Here is a 15,217-nt window from a genome sequence, read left to right on the forward strand (position 1 = left end):
TCAGCCGTCCACGCGGAAGGTCAGGGTGGTCGTGCCCAACTGGATCATGTCGCCCGGGTTGAGGGCGACCGCGGAGACGCGCTGGCCGTTGACCATCGTGCCGTTGGTGGAGCCGAGGTCGGTCAGCACGACCTGGCCGCCGTCGAAGTCGAGCCGGGCGTGCCGCCGCGAGATGCCGACGTCGGGCAGGCGCAGGTTGGCCTGGTCGCCGCGGCCGATCACGGTCGAGCCCATCTGGAGCGGGTACGTGCGGCCGTCACCGGAGACCAGCCGGACGTTGCGGCCGCCGCCGTGCCCCGGCGGCGGGCCGTAGCCGCCACCCTGGTCGTACGACGGGTAGGCCGGGCCGGCGTCGTAGCCGCCGGGCGCGGAGACCGGGGCGACGTCGCCGCCGGTGTAGACCTCGGCGGTGACCCGGAACATCCCGGTGTCCAGCCCTTCGCCACGCTCGACCTCGACGATCACGTCGCCGTAGACCGTCCAGGCCTGCTCGCCGATGAACTCCGCCTGCGACTGGGCCAGCTCCTGGGCCAGCGCGGCGGCGTACGGCGCCAGCCGACTGTGGTCGTACGGCGAGAGATCGATCACGTAGCGGTTGGGCACCAACGTGCGCCCACCGGCCAGGATCGCCTTGTGCGCCTCGGCCTCCCGCTGCATGGCGTTGAGGATCTCCACGGGGTGGACCACCCCTTTGAAGACCTTGGCGAAGGCCCCCTCGACCAGGCCTTCCAGACGCTTCTCGAAGCGTTGCAGCACGCTCACCGGCTCCTCCTCGGGTTCCGAGGCAATGATGGTATCCGGACACCGCCTCCGCAGCTCACACGCCGCTCGGCCGGCAGCCGGCGGCCCGTTCGTGGCCTGCCCTGCGGTCGTGCTACAGTTTCGTCCGCCACGAACGGTGATCGCTCGTGGCGATGACCGGGAACAGCGTAATATGTCTCGGCACCTGCCGCAGTCGGCGGGACCGGGATGAGTTACGGTGTTCCAGGTCAAGGCCACGGGGAAGTGGCGGAATGGCAGACGCGCACGGTTCAGGTCCGTGTGCCCGAAAGGGCGTGGGGGTTCAACTCCCCCCTTCCCCACCATCACGAGGGCTCCGCACATAGCGGGGCCCTCGCGCCATATCGGGGCGTGCCGGGCGTCACGCTATGCTCCGATGGTTTCCCTGCCCCCTATCGATCAGGAGTGGCGTGTGACTGTCGCGTTGGTGACCGGTTCCGGCGGTCTGATCGGCTCTGAGGCGGCCCGGCACTTCGCGGGCCTCGGTCTCGATGTGGTCGGTATCGACAACGACATGCGGCGGTACTTCTTCGGCGAGGACGGCTCGACATCCTGGAGCCTGGACCGGCTTGCCGCCGAACTGGGCAGCGCCTACACCCACTACGCGGTGGACATCCGGGACCGGGACGGCCTGGAGCAGGTCTTCAAGAAGTACGGCTCGGACATCGGCGTCGTGATCCACAGCGCCGCACAGCCGAGCCACGACTGGGCCGCCAAGGAGCCGTACACCGACTTCGACGTGAACGCCGGCGGCACCCTCAATGTGCTGGAGAACACCCGCCGGCACGCCATCGAGGCGCCCTTCATCCACTGCTCGACCAACAAGGTCTACGGCGACCGCCCGAACAGCCTGCCCCTGGTCGAGCTGGAGACCCGGTACGAACTGCCCGAGGACCACCCCTACCACCAGGGCATCACCGAGGACATGTCGATCGACGAGTCGCTGCATTCGGTCTTCGGCGCCTCGAAGGTGGCCGCCGACGTGATGGTCCAGGAGTACGGCCGGTACTTCGACATGAGGACCGCCTGCTTCCGGGGCGGCACGCTAACCGGCCCGGCCCACTCGGCGGCCGAGCTGCACGGCTTCCTGGCCTACCTGATGCGCTGCGTCATGGAGGGCCGGACGTACAACCTCTTCGGCTACAAGGGCAAGATGGTCCGGGACGCGATCCACTCCCGGGACGTGCTGACCGCATTCGAGGCGTTCTTCCGCGAGCCACGGTCGGCCCAGGTCTACAACCTGGGTGGCGGCCGGCACTCGAACACCTCGCACATCGAGGCGTTCCGGATCGCCGAGGAGATCACCGGCCACGAGGCGAAGATCAACTATGTCGAACAGGCCCGCACCGGCGACCACCAGTGGTATGTCAGTAGCATGGCCCGGTTCGAGGAGCACTACCCGAACTGGAAGATCACCTACGACGTGCCGATGATCCTCCGCGAGATCTACGACGCGAACGTCGACAAGTGGGTGCCGAAGGCATGACCACTGGCAGCACCAAGCGGAACGTGCTCGGCGTACTCGTCGACGCGACCGACTACGCCCGGGCGACCGAGGCGGTGGTTGTGGCGGCGCAGGAGCGTCGTCCGCTGGCGCTGACCGCGCTGGCCGTGCACGGCGTGATGACCGGGGTGCTCGACCCGGCGCACAACGCCCGGCTCAACGCGTTCGACGTGGTCACCCCGGACGGGCAGCCGGTCCGCTGGGCGCTCAACCTGCTGTACGGCGCCGGTCTCACCGACCGGGTCTACGGCCCGGAGCTCACCCTCCGGGTGCTCGCCCGGTTCGCCGACGAGGGACTGCCGGTCTACCTGTACGGCTCCACCGAGGCAACCCTGTCCCGGCTGGTCCCGGCCCTCGAGCGGAAGTTTCCGGCGCTGAAGATCGCCGGAGTCGAGCCGTCCAAGTTCCGGTCCCTGCAGCCGGGCGAGGATGCCGAGATCGCCGACCGGATCAAGGCCAGCGGCGCCCGGCTGGTCCTGGTCGGGCTGGGCTGCCCGCGCCAGGAGGTCTTCACGTACGCCATGCGCCCGCTGCTGGACATGCCGCTGATGGCGGTCGGCGCGGCGTTCGACTACCACGCCGGCCTGCTCCGCAACCCGCCGCCGTGGATGCAGCGGGTCGGGCTGGAGTGGTTCTGGCGGCTCGGGCTGGAGCCGAAGCGGCTCTGGCGCCGGTACGTGATCCTCAACCCGGCCTACCTGGCCCGGCTGACCGCGCAGAAGACCGGCCTGTGGAAGGCGGCCCCGCCGGCACCGGCCACCCAGCGCCCCGCCGGCTTCGACGTCTGACGCCGGAATCAGTCCGCCGGCACCTCAAGCAGGAGCCGGCAACGACGTCCGGCGGCCACCGAGAGGTGACCGCCGGACGCCGGTGGGAAGGTTGGCTCAGGAGACGTTGACCGCGGTGTCGTCGATCACGAAGGACGTCTGCAGGGAGATGTCCTCGCTGCCGGTGAACTTCAGCGTGACAGTCTGCCCGGCGTACGCGGCCAGGGAGAACGACTTCTGGCTGTACCCGGTGGCCTTGTTCAGGTTCGAGTAGGTCGCCAGGGTCGCCAGCACCGTCCCGGACGAGTTGAGCACCTGCACCCGCAGCGTGTCGTACGCCGTGGTGGTGGTCGACTCGGCGCTGTCGATGTGCAGCCAGAAGCTGAAGTTGTACGACGAGCAGCCGGCCGGCAGGCTCACCGCCTGCGACAGCGTGTCGGTGTGTGTGGTGCCGTAACCGTCCAGCCACGCGTTCCAGGTCCCGCCGTGGGTCGGCTGGCCACTGGCGCCGTACTGGCCGATGACGCCGGACGAGGCCGCCCAGACCGTGTTACCCGACTCGAAGCCGGGGTTGCCCAGCTTCTGCCCGGCACCCGTGCAGCCACCACCGCTGCCCACGGTGAGCGTGTAGGTCGCCGTTTTCGTGCCCGACGCGGCCGTACCGCTGATCGTCACCGGGTAGCTGCCGGCCGGGGTGCTGGTCGACGTGGTGATGGTGAGGGTGGAGGAGCCGCCGGAGGTCACCGTGGCCGGGTTGAACGAGGCGCTGGCGCCGGTCGGCAGGCCGCTCGCGGAGAGGCTGACCGACTGGGCCGAGCCGCTGGTGGTGGCGGTGCTGACGGTGGCCGTCAACGAGCCGCCCGGTGCGGTGGAGCCGGACGTCGGCGACACCGAGACGGAGAAGTCGTTGGTCGGCGTGCCGTTGACCACGTAGAGCAGCTTGTTGGGTGAGCCGGTCCCCGGGTTGGTCACCACGCCACTGGTGGCGTTGTTCACCAGGTAGTCGCGGACCTGCTGGGGCGTCCAGGACGGGTTGGCGCTGGCCACCAGCGCCGCCGCGCCGACCACGTGCGGGGTCGCCATCGACGTACCGCTGATCGTGTTGCTGGCGGTGTCGCTGGTGTTCCAGGCGGAGGTGATCGACGAGCCCGGCGCGAAGATGTCCAGGCAGGTGCCGATGTTGGAGAACGACGAGCGGGCGTCGGTACTGGTCGTCGAGCCGACCGTGATCGCCTCGGTGACCCGCGCCGGCGAGGTGTTGCAGGCGTTCGCACCGTTGTCGTTGCCGGCCGCCAGGCCGTAGGTGATGCCGGCGTTGATCGAGTTGCGCACCGCCGTGTCGAGGGTCGTGTCCACACCGCCGCCGAGGCTCATGTTGGCCACCGCGGGCTTGACCGCGTTCTGAGTCACCCAGTTGACACCGGAGACGACCCCGGCGGTAGTGCCGCTGCCGGCGCAGTTGAGCACCTTGACCGCGATCAGCTGCACGCCCTTGGCCACCCCGTACGACGAACCGCCGACGGTGCCCGCGACGTGGGTGCCGTGGCCGTTGCAGTCGGTGTTGTTGCTGTCGACGGTGTTGGTGCCCCAGCTGGCCCGGCCGCCGAAGTCGCTGTGCGTGGTCCGGATGCCGGTGTCGATGATGTACGCCCGGACGTTGGTGGCCGTGTTCGGGTAGGTGTATGAGCTGTTCAGCGGCAGGTTCCGCTGGTCGATCCGGTCCAGGCCCCAGGACGGCGGGTTGGTCTGGGTGCCGGCGATCGAGATGACGTGATTCTGTTCCACGTACGCCACGGCCGAATCGGCAGCGATCCGCGCGGCGGCCGGTGCACCGACCCGGATCTCGAAGCCGCGCAGCGCGGCCGTCCAGGTCCGCGCGACGCTGCCGCCGTGCCGGGCGGTCAGCCGCTGCGCGGTGTCGCCGACGCCCGTGGCCGCGACGACGCTGTCCTTGAGAACGACGAGGTAGCTGTCGGCCACTGCGGTGGCACCGCCAGCGTTCCGGATCACTCCGCTGGGTTCGGCGGCCAGTGCGGGGGTGGCCACCGTGATCATTGCCAAGGCGGTTACGCCGACGAGTACGGACCTGTGTGGGAGACCCATCTCCCTACCTCCCTCCGACCGGCGCAGGTCGGCCCGCCGGGGACAGGCAGATCGACGTCGACCGATCGAGAAGAGGCTAGATCGAGGAGTCGCCAATGTGAAGATGTCGAATTCTCAATAACGCTGATGGGATGGCCCCTACGGGACGAGGTACGGGGCCAACCGGGGTCGTGCCCCGATTCGATGCCGGCCGAACTGGGCAAGGCTGAGAGACATGGACGACCATCTCGCCGTGCTGCTCCCCGTCGCCGCCGTCTGGCTGGCCGCCGGGGTCGTCGCGGACGGACTGCCCCGGCTGGACCGCGCCCGCGCCCTGCGCCGACGTACCGGATGGTTGTCCGGGCTGACCCTGGCCGGCCTGGTGCTGACGGCGACGGTGCTGATCCTGGGCCTGCAGAGCGCCGGGACGACGCCAATCGACCGCGCCGCCGGCGCCCTCACCCTCGCCGCGGCCCCGGCGCTGGTCGTCGCGGTCTGCACGGTCCGGCGGGTACGGCGGCTACGGGCCGGCGCGGGTGCCTTCACCGCCGCACCGGACACCCCGGCCCCGCACGGGCTGCGCGCCGCCGCGGCGCACCCGCTGATCGGGCTTCCGCTTCAGGTGACCGCGCTCGCCGTCGTCTCGGCCGTGGTCTCGGCCGCGGGCGTCGACCTGCTCGCGACCCCCGCCGTGGCCGGCCCGGCGATCACCGTCGGCGTGCTCGGCGTCCTCGCGATCGGGGTACGCCACGCGTTGCGACACAACCGGCTCGCCGAGCGGGCGCAGCCGCTGGCCACGATGCCGGCGCAGCCGCCGGCGGCCCCGAGGTCAGCGCGAGCGGCTGGCCCCCTGCACGTATAGCAGTTCGAGGATCGCCCGGGTCGCCTCGAACCAGCGGTCCAGCCAACCGGGCGGCGGCACGCTGCCCCGCGGGGGCAGTTCCATCAGCAGGCCGCGCAGCAGCGGATGGTCCGCCAGGGACTCGGCCGGCTCCAACGGCCAGCCGGCCGGCGGGAACGACGGTTCGGTGAGCGGGTTCGGATCCAGCGACGGCAGGGAGAGCGGCGGGGAGCTCTGCTCCGGGGCGTCGCCTTCCCGGCCCCCGATCTCGGTGTCGGTGGAGACCACCTCGGTGAGGACGGTGTCCCGACGCGCCCCGCGGTACTTGCCACCGAACCGCTCCGGCTTGCCGGGGCCGTTGGTGAGGTTCTCTGAACCGATCGTCGTCATCCGTCTCGCCTGCCTCGTTCGGTTGCCGATCCGTGCGGTTCAACGAGGCGGAACGGAGCTGGCGACGGGTGGCCGGAGCGGGCCGGCCGGGAACACGGAATGGTCCCGCCCGGCGACGCTGCCGGGCGGGACCATGCACGCGGTCCGGTCGCCGGATCAGTCCCGGACGAACACACCGTTCCTGGCGCCGGCGACGAAGGCGTGCCAGTCGCCCGGGGCGAAGACCAGGGCGGGGCCCCTCTTGTCCTTCGAGTCCCGGACGCCGACCGCTCCGGTCACGTACGCGACCTCCACGCAGTTGTCACAATTCGGCCCGCTCTTGGAGCTCTTGAACCAGGTCGCCTGCGTCAGGTCCACGGGGAACTCCTTGGTCGCCATTTCCACAGTGGCTCCTCTGCCAGTTTTGCGATGTGTGCGATGGATTCCTCCGGGCGAATGGCAGCTGCTCGGATGTGATCGAAGATGAAGCTGTACTTCTGCAGTTCGTCGCTCTTCTCCAGGAAGAGCCCGCCCGTGGCGTTCTCCGCGTACACGACATCGGGATCACTCGGTTCGGGGAAGCTGAGGATCGTGAAGGTCCCGTCCATGCCGGCGTGTGCGCCCGCCTCGAAGGGCAGGACCTGCAACGTCACGTTCGGCAGTTCGGCCACCTCCACCAGCCGGGTCAGTTGGCCACGCATCACCGCGTCGCCGCCGACCGGCCGGCTCAGCACCGCCTCATCGAGCACCACCCACAGATCGACCGGATCGTCCTGAGTCAGCAACGACTGACGACCGAGGCGGACACGGACACGTTGTGCGACCTCCTCGGCGGTGAAGTCGGGCCGGGCGGCCCGAATCATCGCCGAGGCGTACTCCTCGGTCTCCAGCAGGCCCGGCACGACCTGCTGCTCATACGCCCGGATCGAGCTGGCCGCCGCCTCCAGCCCCACGTACGCCCCGACCAGCACCGTGCTGTACGGGTGCCACCACCCTTTCTGCCGCGCCTCGCGAGCGATCTGCACCAGCTCGTCGCTCTCGGCACCGACCACCCCGTAGATGCGGAGCATGTCCCGCACGTCGCGGGGCGTGGCCGTGGTGTGGCCGGTCTCGATCCGGGAGATCTTGGAGGCCGAACACTCCAACTGCTCGGCGACCACCTCGATGGTGATGCCGGCGGCCTCCCGCTGGCGGCGGAGTTCCGCCCCCAGCCGTCGACGCCGGATGGTCGGGCTGCGCCGCTCGCTCACGACGCCGCTCCGCGGCCCGCTGGACGGGGATGCTGCCTGCTCGTGCTCACGCTGCCGCCTCGGTCCACTCCGCGGCGTCGCGACGCACCGCGCCGCCGAGCGTCACGGCTCGCTCGATCCGCTCGCTCACCCGACCACCTCCGGTCGATCGCGCCCGGTGCGACACCCGCCTGAGGCGCGGCCGTCGTACGGCGGGCGGTCGTTCGCGGCAGGGGGGTGATGCCGGTCGTCGACCGGCCGCGACGGGCGAAACCGGCGTCCAGTGTGCCGTTTGGATGGCCCGCGCTTCAAGCGTCCCGTTCACGTGTCCTGCTCGCGTATCGGCAAAACTCGACGTGCAACTTGCATGAAGCACGCCACTGGTGCACTCTGTCGATATGGCACGGGTTACTCACCGTCTTCGCATGATCTCCCGGCGTGGTGATCCCACGAGGGGTGGGACGGCGGGAGGGGAGCCGTCCCGCGCCTCGCGACCTGCCCCGGGATGAAGACCCCGCCGCTGCACGCCAGCTTGGCTGCGGCGGTGGGAGCGGTAACCGGAAGCAGCCGGGTGATGGTCGGGCGTCGGCCCGTGACCGCGGGTACGACCCGACCAACACCACCACCTGATCAGCCGGCCCACGCGGCAGGACCCCGTCACCGGGCCGGACTTGTCCCCCAGATCAGCTTCCCCGCCGGCTCCCCGCCGGCCGATCCTCCCAGGAGCCCATGTGCTTCCCCGCTCCGGTGACGTACTGCAGGTGACTCGCGCGGCGAGTGTCCAGTTCCTCCGACCGATCATGTTCCGGGTGATCCGGGTGCTCGACTGGCCGACCTACGACGGTTGGCTCTGGCTCGACGGCTACGAGTTGAACGCGGCGGGGGACGCGGTCAACCGAAGGTCGATCTTCGTACAGCAGGCGGGGCTGCGGCAGCTCCAGGCCGCGCCGACGCCACGTCCCCACACCGTACGGACCCGACGGCCGGTCGTCCGGACTCCGGTCCGGGTCGGCTGACCTCCCGATTGCCGGGTCGCGGCAGCTGCCGCCGCCATAGAATCGGTACGCCCACCCCGGCGAAGTCTCCACCCCGCGCGTCCCGGACCCTGAACCTGGGATGGTCATGGTCAATCTGCCCGCCGCGCGGCGGCACCACCGGTCCCGTATCGGCTTCACCTTCGGACTCCTGACGCTCCTCGGCGCCGCGACCGTACTCGCGCTCGTGGTCCGCCACCCCGCCTTCTCCTCCACCGACCAGTTGACCGAGCCGCAACCGGCTCCGGAGATCACGGTGATCGGGGAGGGCAGCGCACCGCCCGCCGACCCGGAGGCGGAGCCGGGCTGGGCCGGTACGCCCCGGGCCGGCGCCTCGGGGACCGGCGCCGGTGCGCCGACCACCCCGGATCGGGCGGGGGGCGGCGGCGAGGGCGTACTGGCCGGCGCGGACGGCATGCGGAACGCGAGAGACCTCAGCCGGTCGCTGTTCTACTCGGGGCTGCTGGGCCTCGGCATCTCACTGGCCGGCCTGGGCCTGATCTGCACCAGACGCCGGCAGTGGTGACGCTCAGGGCGTGGGGGTGGCCGTCGGGCCGGGTGTCGGGGTCGCGGCGGCCGTGGTCGGCGCGCCGGCCCTCGCCACCACGACCGTAACCTGATCGTCCTCGGAGACCAGCTCACCGGCGGCCGGGTCGGTCTCGATCACTGTGCCGGCGGGCCGGTCCGACGTCCGGCGCACCACGCGGTAGTCCACTTTCAGCCGGTCGAGGGCCGCCCGGGCGGCGTCCTCCGGCAGCCCGACCAGCGGCGGCACCGGCACCCGGGCGGGAGCGGTGGTGGGCGGAGTGGTCGGTGGCGACGTGCTCGGCGCGGTGGTGGTCGGTGCCGCGCTGGTCTCCGGCGCGCTGCTCGATGTGGCCGAGGGTACGGGAGGCGGCCCGGAGTTCCGCTCCGCCGCGGTGAGCGCCAGCCAGACACCCAACCCGATCAGCGCGATCAGCACCAGCGCCAGGATGCCGAGCAGGATCGGCATCCACCAGCGGCGCCCGGACTGCTCCTCGGCGTACCACTCGGTGCCGAGCTCGGGGTAGCCGGCGGGGCGCGGCGGGGGCACCCCGGCCCGGCCGGACCAGGCCGGCGCGGCGGCGACCGGCTCCTGCCGGGCGGTCGCGTCCGCGCCACCGCTCCGATCCGGCGGCAGGGGACGGGTGGCGTCGTCGTTCCCGGCGGGTGGCTCCTGGCGGTCGTCGCTCATCGGCACGTCCTTTCCCCACCGGGACGGGCGCCCTGGCCCTCGATCGTCCACGGTAACGGTCGGCCGCACCATCGGCCGGGATCAGCGCGGCGAGCCGGCCGTCACGGTGCCGGGGGCGGGGTGACGGTCGGCCCCGCCGACGGGTCGTCGCCGCAGGTGAGGGCGACCTGATCGTTCCACCGGGCCGAGCTGCCGGCGGCCGGGTCCTGGGCGGTGACCGGGCCCCGGCGACCGGTGCGGTACTGCGGATACAGTCCCGCCGCGACCAGGTCGTTCGCCGCGTCGCCGCAGTCCTGGGCGATCAGGTCGGGCACGGGCACCGGCGGCGGCGGACCGGCGACCCAGAGGGTGACGGTGACGCCGCGCCGGACCGGCGTACCGGGCGCGGGGCTGGTGCGCTCGACGTTGCGGCCGGAGCCGGTGCCGAAGACCAGCCGCCAGCCGAGCTTCCGGTCGTGCAGTTCCCGCCGGGCCTGCACGAAGTCGGTGCCCACCAGATCGGGGACGGTCAGTCCGGACGGGGTGGTGGTGCGGGTGCCGGTCGGGCTCCGCTCGGGCTTGCTGGGCGTGGCCTCGGTCGGCGTACGGTCGCTCGGCGCGGGTGCGCTGGTGCCGGCCGTGACCGGTGGAGGGGGCGGATCGGCGTCCCCGGCGAGGATCCATCCGCCGCTCGCCCCGATCACCGCCAGCAGGACCACCGCCAGGCCACCACCGAGGAACAACCTCGTCCGGTCCGGTCCGGGGTCGCCGGCCACCCCGGGCTGCCGACCCGGGTACCCGTCGTCCGTCATCGCCTCCACCGCCTCAATCACGGCGACCGTATCCGGCGTCGCCAAGCCCGCCTACGGCAGATCGAGCTCCGTCACGACTCGCCGCGTCGACCTTGGGACGCTACGCTCCCCGACATGGCCAGACGGGGCTGGGGAGGATCGACCGCCACCGCGCTCGGCGTCGCCGCCGGTACCGGGGCGGCTCAGCTGGGCTTCGGCTACGGGCTCGGCATCATCAACTGGGCGCCGGCCGCGACCGGCCGGGTCGAGGCGGCCTGGGTGGCGAGCCTCGCCTGGGCCACCTGGATCTCCGCCACCTCGGTGATCGCCGGGGCGGTCTGCGCGCACCGGCTGCGCGGGACGGCCGACGAGGAGCCGGACGGGACGCCGCGGAAGTTCGGCCTGGCCCTCGCCGCCGCGGTCGGCGCGCTGATCACCGTGCTGCTGGTCGCGATACCGGCCCGGGCGGCCCGGGTGCCGGACACCTCGTCGCCGCAGGCCGTCGCCGCCGGGTACGCCCTCGCCGGGCTGCTGCTCGGCCTGCTGCTCGCGACCTGGGCGTTGCACACCCGGGCCGCTGCCGCCAACCTCGTCGCCACCACGAGCTGGCTCTGGCTGCTCGCCGTGGTGTCGGTGCTGGACGGGGTGCTGTCCGGCCGCGGCCTGGGCACCGCCCAGCTCGGCATCTGGCAGATCAGCGCGGACAGCGAACGCTTCTGGATCCGGGACTACTTCTACTGGCCCGGTGCCCTGCTCGCGCTGGGCTCCGCCCTGGTGATCGGCGCGCTGGCGGCCCGACGTACCGCCCAGGTGGCGGAGCAGCGGGTCGGCGCGGCAGCTTCCGGGGCGGCCGGACCGCTCCTGGTGGCGCTGGTGTACCTGCTGGCCGTGCCGAGGCTCGCGGCGATCGCCGCCGAGCAGATGTCCGCCCACCTGATCGCCCCGTACGCCGTGATCGCGGGAGTCGGGGGTTCGGCCCTGGTGGCCGCGCTGGCCCAGCGGGCCGACCGCCGGGCCGACGCGCGCTCCGCGGCGATCGTGCCCCGGCAGCGCACCGGTGAGCCGGGCGACCTCGCCCCGCCGGCCGTCGAGGCGGGCTCGGCCGTCGAGGCGGGCCCGGCCGTCCCGGTGGTCCCCGCCGACGTGACGGGATCCGCCGAGGCGACGCCCGGGGACGGGCAGCCGGCCGGGCCACCGGAGGACGCCACCTCGGCGCCGGCTCCCGGCGCGACCCGCCGTGGCCGGGCGGTCCCGCCGCAGCGGACGCCGGCGCCCGCCGGAGGGAGCGAGCCGGGGGCCGCCCGCATGGACGCCGGAGACGGCCCCGCGACGGGCGAGGTCACGAACGGCAGCGCGGAGGGCGCCTCGCTGACCGCCGCGGCCAAGTCCCGCCGCCGCAGCCGCTGATTCTCACCGCGACCTGCTGGCCGGCCCGCCGCCGGCCGGGCCGGGTACCGGCCCGCGTTCGACAGACCCGGGACGCGGGCCCGCGCCGGGGGTGTCAGTCGACCGGCCAGGTGTGTACGGGCTCGTTGCTGCGCTGGAGTTCGGCGTAGCGCTGGAGCATGTGGCGCAGCGCCGCCTCCCGGTCCATGCCCCGGCGCCGCTCGGCCGCCCACACCGTCTCCGTCTGCCAGGCGGCACCGTTACGCCCGGTACGGCAGCGCTGCTCGATCACGCCGAGGAGGCGGTCGCGCTCGACCGGGGCGACGCCGAACCGGTCCAAGCCCTGCGCCGCCTTGGGCAGCAGGACGTCGAGCACGAGCTTGGTCACCGGCACCTCGCCGAGCCGGGGCCAGTGCAGGACGGCGTCCATCCCCCGCCGCGCGGCGGCGTGGAAGTTCTCCTCGGCCGAACTGAAGGTGAGCTGGCTCCAGATGGGACGGTCGGCCTCGGCGAGGCTGCGGGCGAGTCCGAAGTAGAAGGCAGCGTTGGCGAGCATGTCCACCACGGTCGGCCCGGCCGGGAGTACGCGGTTCTCCACCCGTAGGTGGGGACGGCCGTCCATGATGTCGTAGACCGGCCGGTTCCACCGGTAGACCGTGCCGTTGTGCAGCCGCAGCTCGCCCAGTCTGGGCACCCCGCCGGCGTGCAGCACCTCGACCGGGTCCTCGCTTTCGCAGATGGGCAGCAGCGGCGGGAAGTAGCGGACGTTCTCCTCGAACAGGTCGAAGATCGAGGTGATCCAGCGTTCCCCGAACCACACCCGGGGGCGTACGCCCTGAGCCTTGAGCTCGTCGGGCCGGGTGTCGGTGGCCTGCTGGAAGAGGGCGATCCGGGTCTCCGCCCAGAGCTGCCGGCCGTAGAGGAACGGCGAGTTCGCGCCGACCGCGGTCTGTGGGCCGGCGATGGCCTGGGACGCGTTCCAGTAGTCGGCGAAGCTGTCCGGCGCGACCTGGAGGTGGAACTGAAGGCTGGTGCAGGCCGCTTCGGGGGCGATCGAGTCATTGTGCGTCTGCAGCCGCTCGACACCGTGGATGTCCAGCTCGAAGTCCTCGCCCCGCGCGCCCACGATCTGGTCGTTGAGCGCCCGGTAGCGCTCGTCGGTGGAGAGGTTGTCGGCGATCAGGTGCCGCTCGGTGAGCGTGGGCAGGATGCCGACCAGAACTATCTTGGCGTCCGACCGGCTGGCCCGCTCGTCGGCGCGGGCCAGGCTGTTGCGCAGGTCCCGCTCGTAGTCGCCGAAGCCGGTGCCCTCGATGAGCCGCGGCGGGGCGTTCAGCTCAAGGTTGAACTGGCCCAGCTCGGTCTGGAAGAGCGGGTCGGCGATGTCGGCGAGGATCTTCTCGTTGCGCATCGCCGGCTCGGCGGCGGAGTCGACCAGGTTGAGCTCGATCTCCAGCCCGGTCATCGGCCGGTCGGCGTCGAAGCCGAAGTCGTCCAGCATCAGCGCGAAGACGTCCAGGCACCGCCGGACCTTCTGCCGGTAGCGGACCCGGTCCTCCCGGGAGAAGGCGCCCTGCTCGACGTCTCTGCCCATTTGTCCTCCCGGCGCGAGGCGCAACGGAACCGTACCGTCCCGAAACGCATTGTGAACCATTCACGTTAAGTGCGCCCCGGCCGACGGAGCCAGGGGCGGGGTCCAGGTCAAGACTCCTACCCAGGTCACACCCCGCCGCATCGCCGGCAACCTGTGAACGGGACGTGACAAATCGCACCTCTTCGGCCGACGACGAACGGGCCCGTGCCGTCGGATGACGGCACGGGCCCGTGGGGTCGTACGGGGAGATCAGGCCTGGCGAACGGCCTCGCCCTCGATCTCGATCTTGATCTTCTTGCCGACCAGCACGCCGCCGGTCTCCAGGGCGACGTTCCAGGTGAGACCGAAGTCCTCGCGGTCGATCTCAGTGCTGGCGGAGAAGCCGAAGATGTCCTGGCCGAAGGGGCTGCGGCCGACGCCCTCGAACTCGACCTCCAGCTCCACCGGGCGGGTGACATCGCGGATGGTCAGCTCGCCGGAGAGCACGAACTCGTTGCCGTTCTGCGACTTCACGCCGGTGCTGCGGAACTCCAGGGTCGGGAACTTCTCGACATCGAGGAAGTCGCCGCTGCGCAGGTGCGCGTCCCGGTCGGCCTGCGTGGTGTCGATGCTGGCCGCCTGAATGGTGGCGGTCACCGCGGACTGCGTCGGGTCCTCGGCCACGGTGATCGTGGCGGTCGCGTCGCCGAACTCACCGCGTACCTTGCTCACCATCATGTGGCGGGCGACGAAGCCGACCCGCTTGTGAGCCGCGTCCAGCAGGTAGGTGCCGGCAGCCGGGATGGTGAGACCCTCCCAGTCGCGGGTAACCGCTTCGGTGCTGCTGGTCATGGTGCTGTCCTCCAGGGAGATTGTTGAGTAGTCCAACGACTGACTAAGCAACTATAGGCACGACAACATTCCCTATGTCAAGTACTGCTAGGATGGTGGCGTGGACCAGAACGTGTTCGACGATCCCCGGATCACCGCCGTCGGCCTCCTCGTCGAGGCGCACGCCGGGCTGTCGGCCCGGTTCGCCGCCCAGTTCGAGGAGCACGGCCTCTCCCCGGTCGAGTTCGAGGTGCTCACCCGACTCGCCCGCTCACCCAGCAACCAGCTCCGGATGACCGACCTCGCGGCCCAGACCTCCCTGTCCACCAGCGGCGTGACCCGGGTGGTCGACCGGATGGAGCGCGACGGCCTGATCCGCCGCCGGGCCTGCCCCTCCGACCGGCGCAGTTCGTACGCGGTGGTCACCGCCGCCGGCCTGGCCCGGCTGGACGAGACCCTGCCCGGGCACCTGCAGATCATCGAGCAGTGGTTCACCGGCCAGCTCGAACCGGTAAAGCTGGAGGCCCTCCTGGACGGGCTGCGCCGGGTGCGCGACGCGGTCCACCCGGGGGCGACCGCTGGGAGCAGCGAGCCCGCACCCGCTCCGGCCGGCTGCTGAGCCGGCCCGGGCGATCACCGGCAGAAAGACCGGCAGAACCGGCTAAGCGACCGAACATACCCCTCAAGCGGCCACAAATCCCCCACGTGTCACGGATAGGGTTCCGATGCAGCGGGGGCGCACCGGGGGGTGCCGGCGCGAGCGGATGAGCGAGGGGCAACACCAGGGGGCTACTTCGCTCGCGCCACCCCCGCGCCCTCCCGTGCGAGCAACCCG

General features: G+C 71.7%; 16 protein-coding genes and 1 tRNA gene. 8 read left to right on the forward strand and 9 right to left on the reverse strand.

The window, feature by feature from the left end; genetic code table 11:
• Complete coding sequence (locus tag A6A27_RS44380; RefSeq protein WP_073836910.1) at positions 1 to 762, reverse strand: FhaA domain-containing protein; 762 nt, start codon at positions 760 to 762, stop codon at positions 1 to 3.
• 237 nt (positions 763 to 999) lie between these two features.
• Between A6A27_RS44380 and A6A27_RS24000 the strand changes: the two genes are divergently transcribed.
• The 3 genes from A6A27_RS24000 (at position 1,000) to A6A27_RS24010 (ending at position 3,072) form a co-directional block, all read left to right on the forward strand.
• Positions 1,000 to 1,085 (forward strand) — tRNA-Leu (locus A6A27_RS24000).
• Between the two features lie 107 nt (positions 1,086 to 1,192).
• A complete protein-coding gene (locus A6A27_RS24005) occupies positions 1,193 to 2,266 on the forward strand; it encodes an NAD-dependent epimerase/dehydratase family protein (RefSeq protein WP_073836911.1) in 1,074 nt (357 codons plus the stop codon).
• Positions 2,263 to 3,072: a WecB/TagA/CpsF family glycosyltransferase gene (locus tag A6A27_RS24010; protein ID WP_073837109.1), complete on the forward strand. Its 810-nt coding sequence runs from the start codon at positions 2,263 to 2,265 to the stop codon at positions 3,070 to 3,072. Before A6A27_RS24005 ends, A6A27_RS24010 begins: the two co-directional genes overlap by 4 nt.
• A gap of 96 nt (positions 3,073 to 3,168) precedes the next feature.
• Here A6A27_RS24010 and A6A27_RS24015 read toward each other — a convergent pair whose 3' ends face one another.
• Positions 3,169 to 5,154, reverse strand: coding sequence for a S8 family peptidase (locus tag A6A27_RS24015; RefSeq protein ID WP_083672808.1), 1,986 nt, complete (start codon positions 5,152 to 5,154; stop codon positions 3,169 to 3,171).
• 214 nt (positions 5,155 to 5,368) lie between these two features.
• Between A6A27_RS24015 and A6A27_RS24020 the strand changes: the two genes are divergently transcribed.
• Positions 5,369 to 5,995: a hypothetical protein gene (locus A6A27_RS24020; RefSeq protein WP_073836912.1), complete on the forward strand. Its 627-nt coding sequence runs from the start codon at positions 5,369 to 5,371 to the stop codon at positions 5,993 to 5,995.
• On the opposite strand, the gene A6A27_RS24025 is transcribed toward A6A27_RS24020, so the two are convergent.
• The 3 genes from A6A27_RS24025 to A6A27_RS24035 form a co-directional block, all read right to left on the reverse strand.
• Positions 5,963 to 6,364, reverse strand: coding sequence for a hypothetical protein (locus A6A27_RS24025; RefSeq protein ID WP_073836913.1), 402 nt, complete (start codon positions 6,362 to 6,364; stop codon positions 5,963 to 5,965). The two genes, A6A27_RS24020 and A6A27_RS24025, sit on opposite strands and share 33 nt — an antisense overlap.
• 156 nt (positions 6,365 to 6,520) lie before the next feature.
• The gene (locus A6A27_RS24030) at positions 6,521 to 6,742 is read right to left on the reverse strand and encodes a DUF397 domain-containing protein (RefSeq protein ID WP_073836914.1); all 222 of its coding nucleotides are present in this window, start codon (positions 6,740 to 6,742) and stop codon (positions 6,521 to 6,523) included.
• A complete protein-coding gene (locus tag A6A27_RS24035) occupies positions 6,712 to 7,593 on the reverse strand; it encodes a helix-turn-helix domain-containing protein (RefSeq protein ID WP_073836915.1) in 882 nt (293 codons plus the stop codon). The genes A6A27_RS24030 and A6A27_RS24035 overlap by 31 nt, the downstream gene beginning before the upstream one ends.
• A gap of 710 nt (positions 7,594 to 8,303) precedes the next feature.
• Between A6A27_RS24035 and A6A27_RS24040 the strand changes: the two genes are divergently transcribed.
• Both A6A27_RS24040 and A6A27_RS24045 read left to right on the forward strand, forming a co-directional pair.
• Positions 8,304 to 8,588 (forward strand): hypothetical protein, encoded by a 285-nt coding sequence (locus A6A27_RS24040; RefSeq protein ID WP_073836916.1) that lies wholly within the window; start codon positions 8,304 to 8,306, stop codon positions 8,586 to 8,588.
• 100 nt (positions 8,589 to 8,688) lie between these two features.
• Positions 8,689 to 9,132 (forward strand): hypothetical protein, encoded by a 444-nt coding sequence (locus A6A27_RS24045; RefSeq protein WP_143194135.1) that lies wholly within the window; start codon positions 8,689 to 8,691, stop codon positions 9,130 to 9,132.
• A gap of 3 nt (positions 9,133 to 9,135) precedes the next feature.
• On the opposite strand, the gene A6A27_RS24050 is transcribed toward A6A27_RS24045, so the two are convergent.
• Together A6A27_RS24050 and A6A27_RS24055 are read right to left on the reverse strand one after the other, a co-directional pair.
• Positions 9,136 to 9,822, reverse strand: coding sequence for a PASTA domain-containing protein (locus A6A27_RS24050; protein ID WP_073836917.1), 687 nt, complete (start codon positions 9,820 to 9,822; stop codon positions 9,136 to 9,138).
• 101 nt (positions 9,823 to 9,923) lie between these two features.
• A complete protein-coding gene (locus A6A27_RS24055; protein WP_073837112.1) occupies positions 9,924 to 10,613 on the reverse strand; it encodes a PASTA domain-containing protein in 690 nt (229 codons plus the stop codon).
• 114 nt (positions 10,614 to 10,727) lie between these two features.
• Between A6A27_RS24055 and A6A27_RS24060 the strand changes: the two genes are divergently transcribed.
• Positions 10,728 to 11,999: a hypothetical protein gene (locus tag A6A27_RS24060; protein WP_073836918.1), complete on the forward strand. Its 1,272-nt coding sequence runs from the start codon at positions 10,728 to 10,730 to the stop codon at positions 11,997 to 11,999.
• Positions 12,000 to 12,093: 94 nt separating this feature from the next.
• Here the strand turns inward: A6A27_RS24060 and A6A27_RS24065 are convergent, their stop codons facing one another.
• Entirely contained in the window at positions 12,094 to 13,572 is a 1,479-nt protein-coding gene (locus A6A27_RS24065) for a glutamate--cysteine ligase (protein WP_073836919.1), read from the reverse strand.
• 249 nt (positions 13,573 to 13,821) lie between these two features.
• On the reverse strand, positions 13,822 to 14,403 hold the full coding sequence (locus tag A6A27_RS24070) for a YceI family protein (RefSeq protein ID WP_073836920.1): 582 nt from the start codon (positions 14,401 to 14,403) through the stop codon (positions 13,822 to 13,824).
• Between the two features lie 100 nt (positions 14,404 to 14,503).
• Between A6A27_RS24070 and A6A27_RS24075 the strand changes: the two genes are divergently transcribed.
• Positions 14,504 to 15,001 (forward strand): MarR family winged helix-turn-helix transcriptional regulator, encoded by a 498-nt coding sequence (locus A6A27_RS24075; RefSeq protein ID WP_073836921.1) that lies wholly within the window; start codon positions 14,504 to 14,506, stop codon positions 14,999 to 15,001.
• Positions 15,002 to 15,217 lie beyond the last annotated feature (216 nt).

Origin of the sequence: Micromonospora sp. CB01531, from assembly GCF_001905095.1 — a bacterium.
Taxonomy (GTDB): Bacteria; Actinomycetota; Actinomycetes; order Mycobacteriales; family Micromonosporaceae; genus Micromonospora.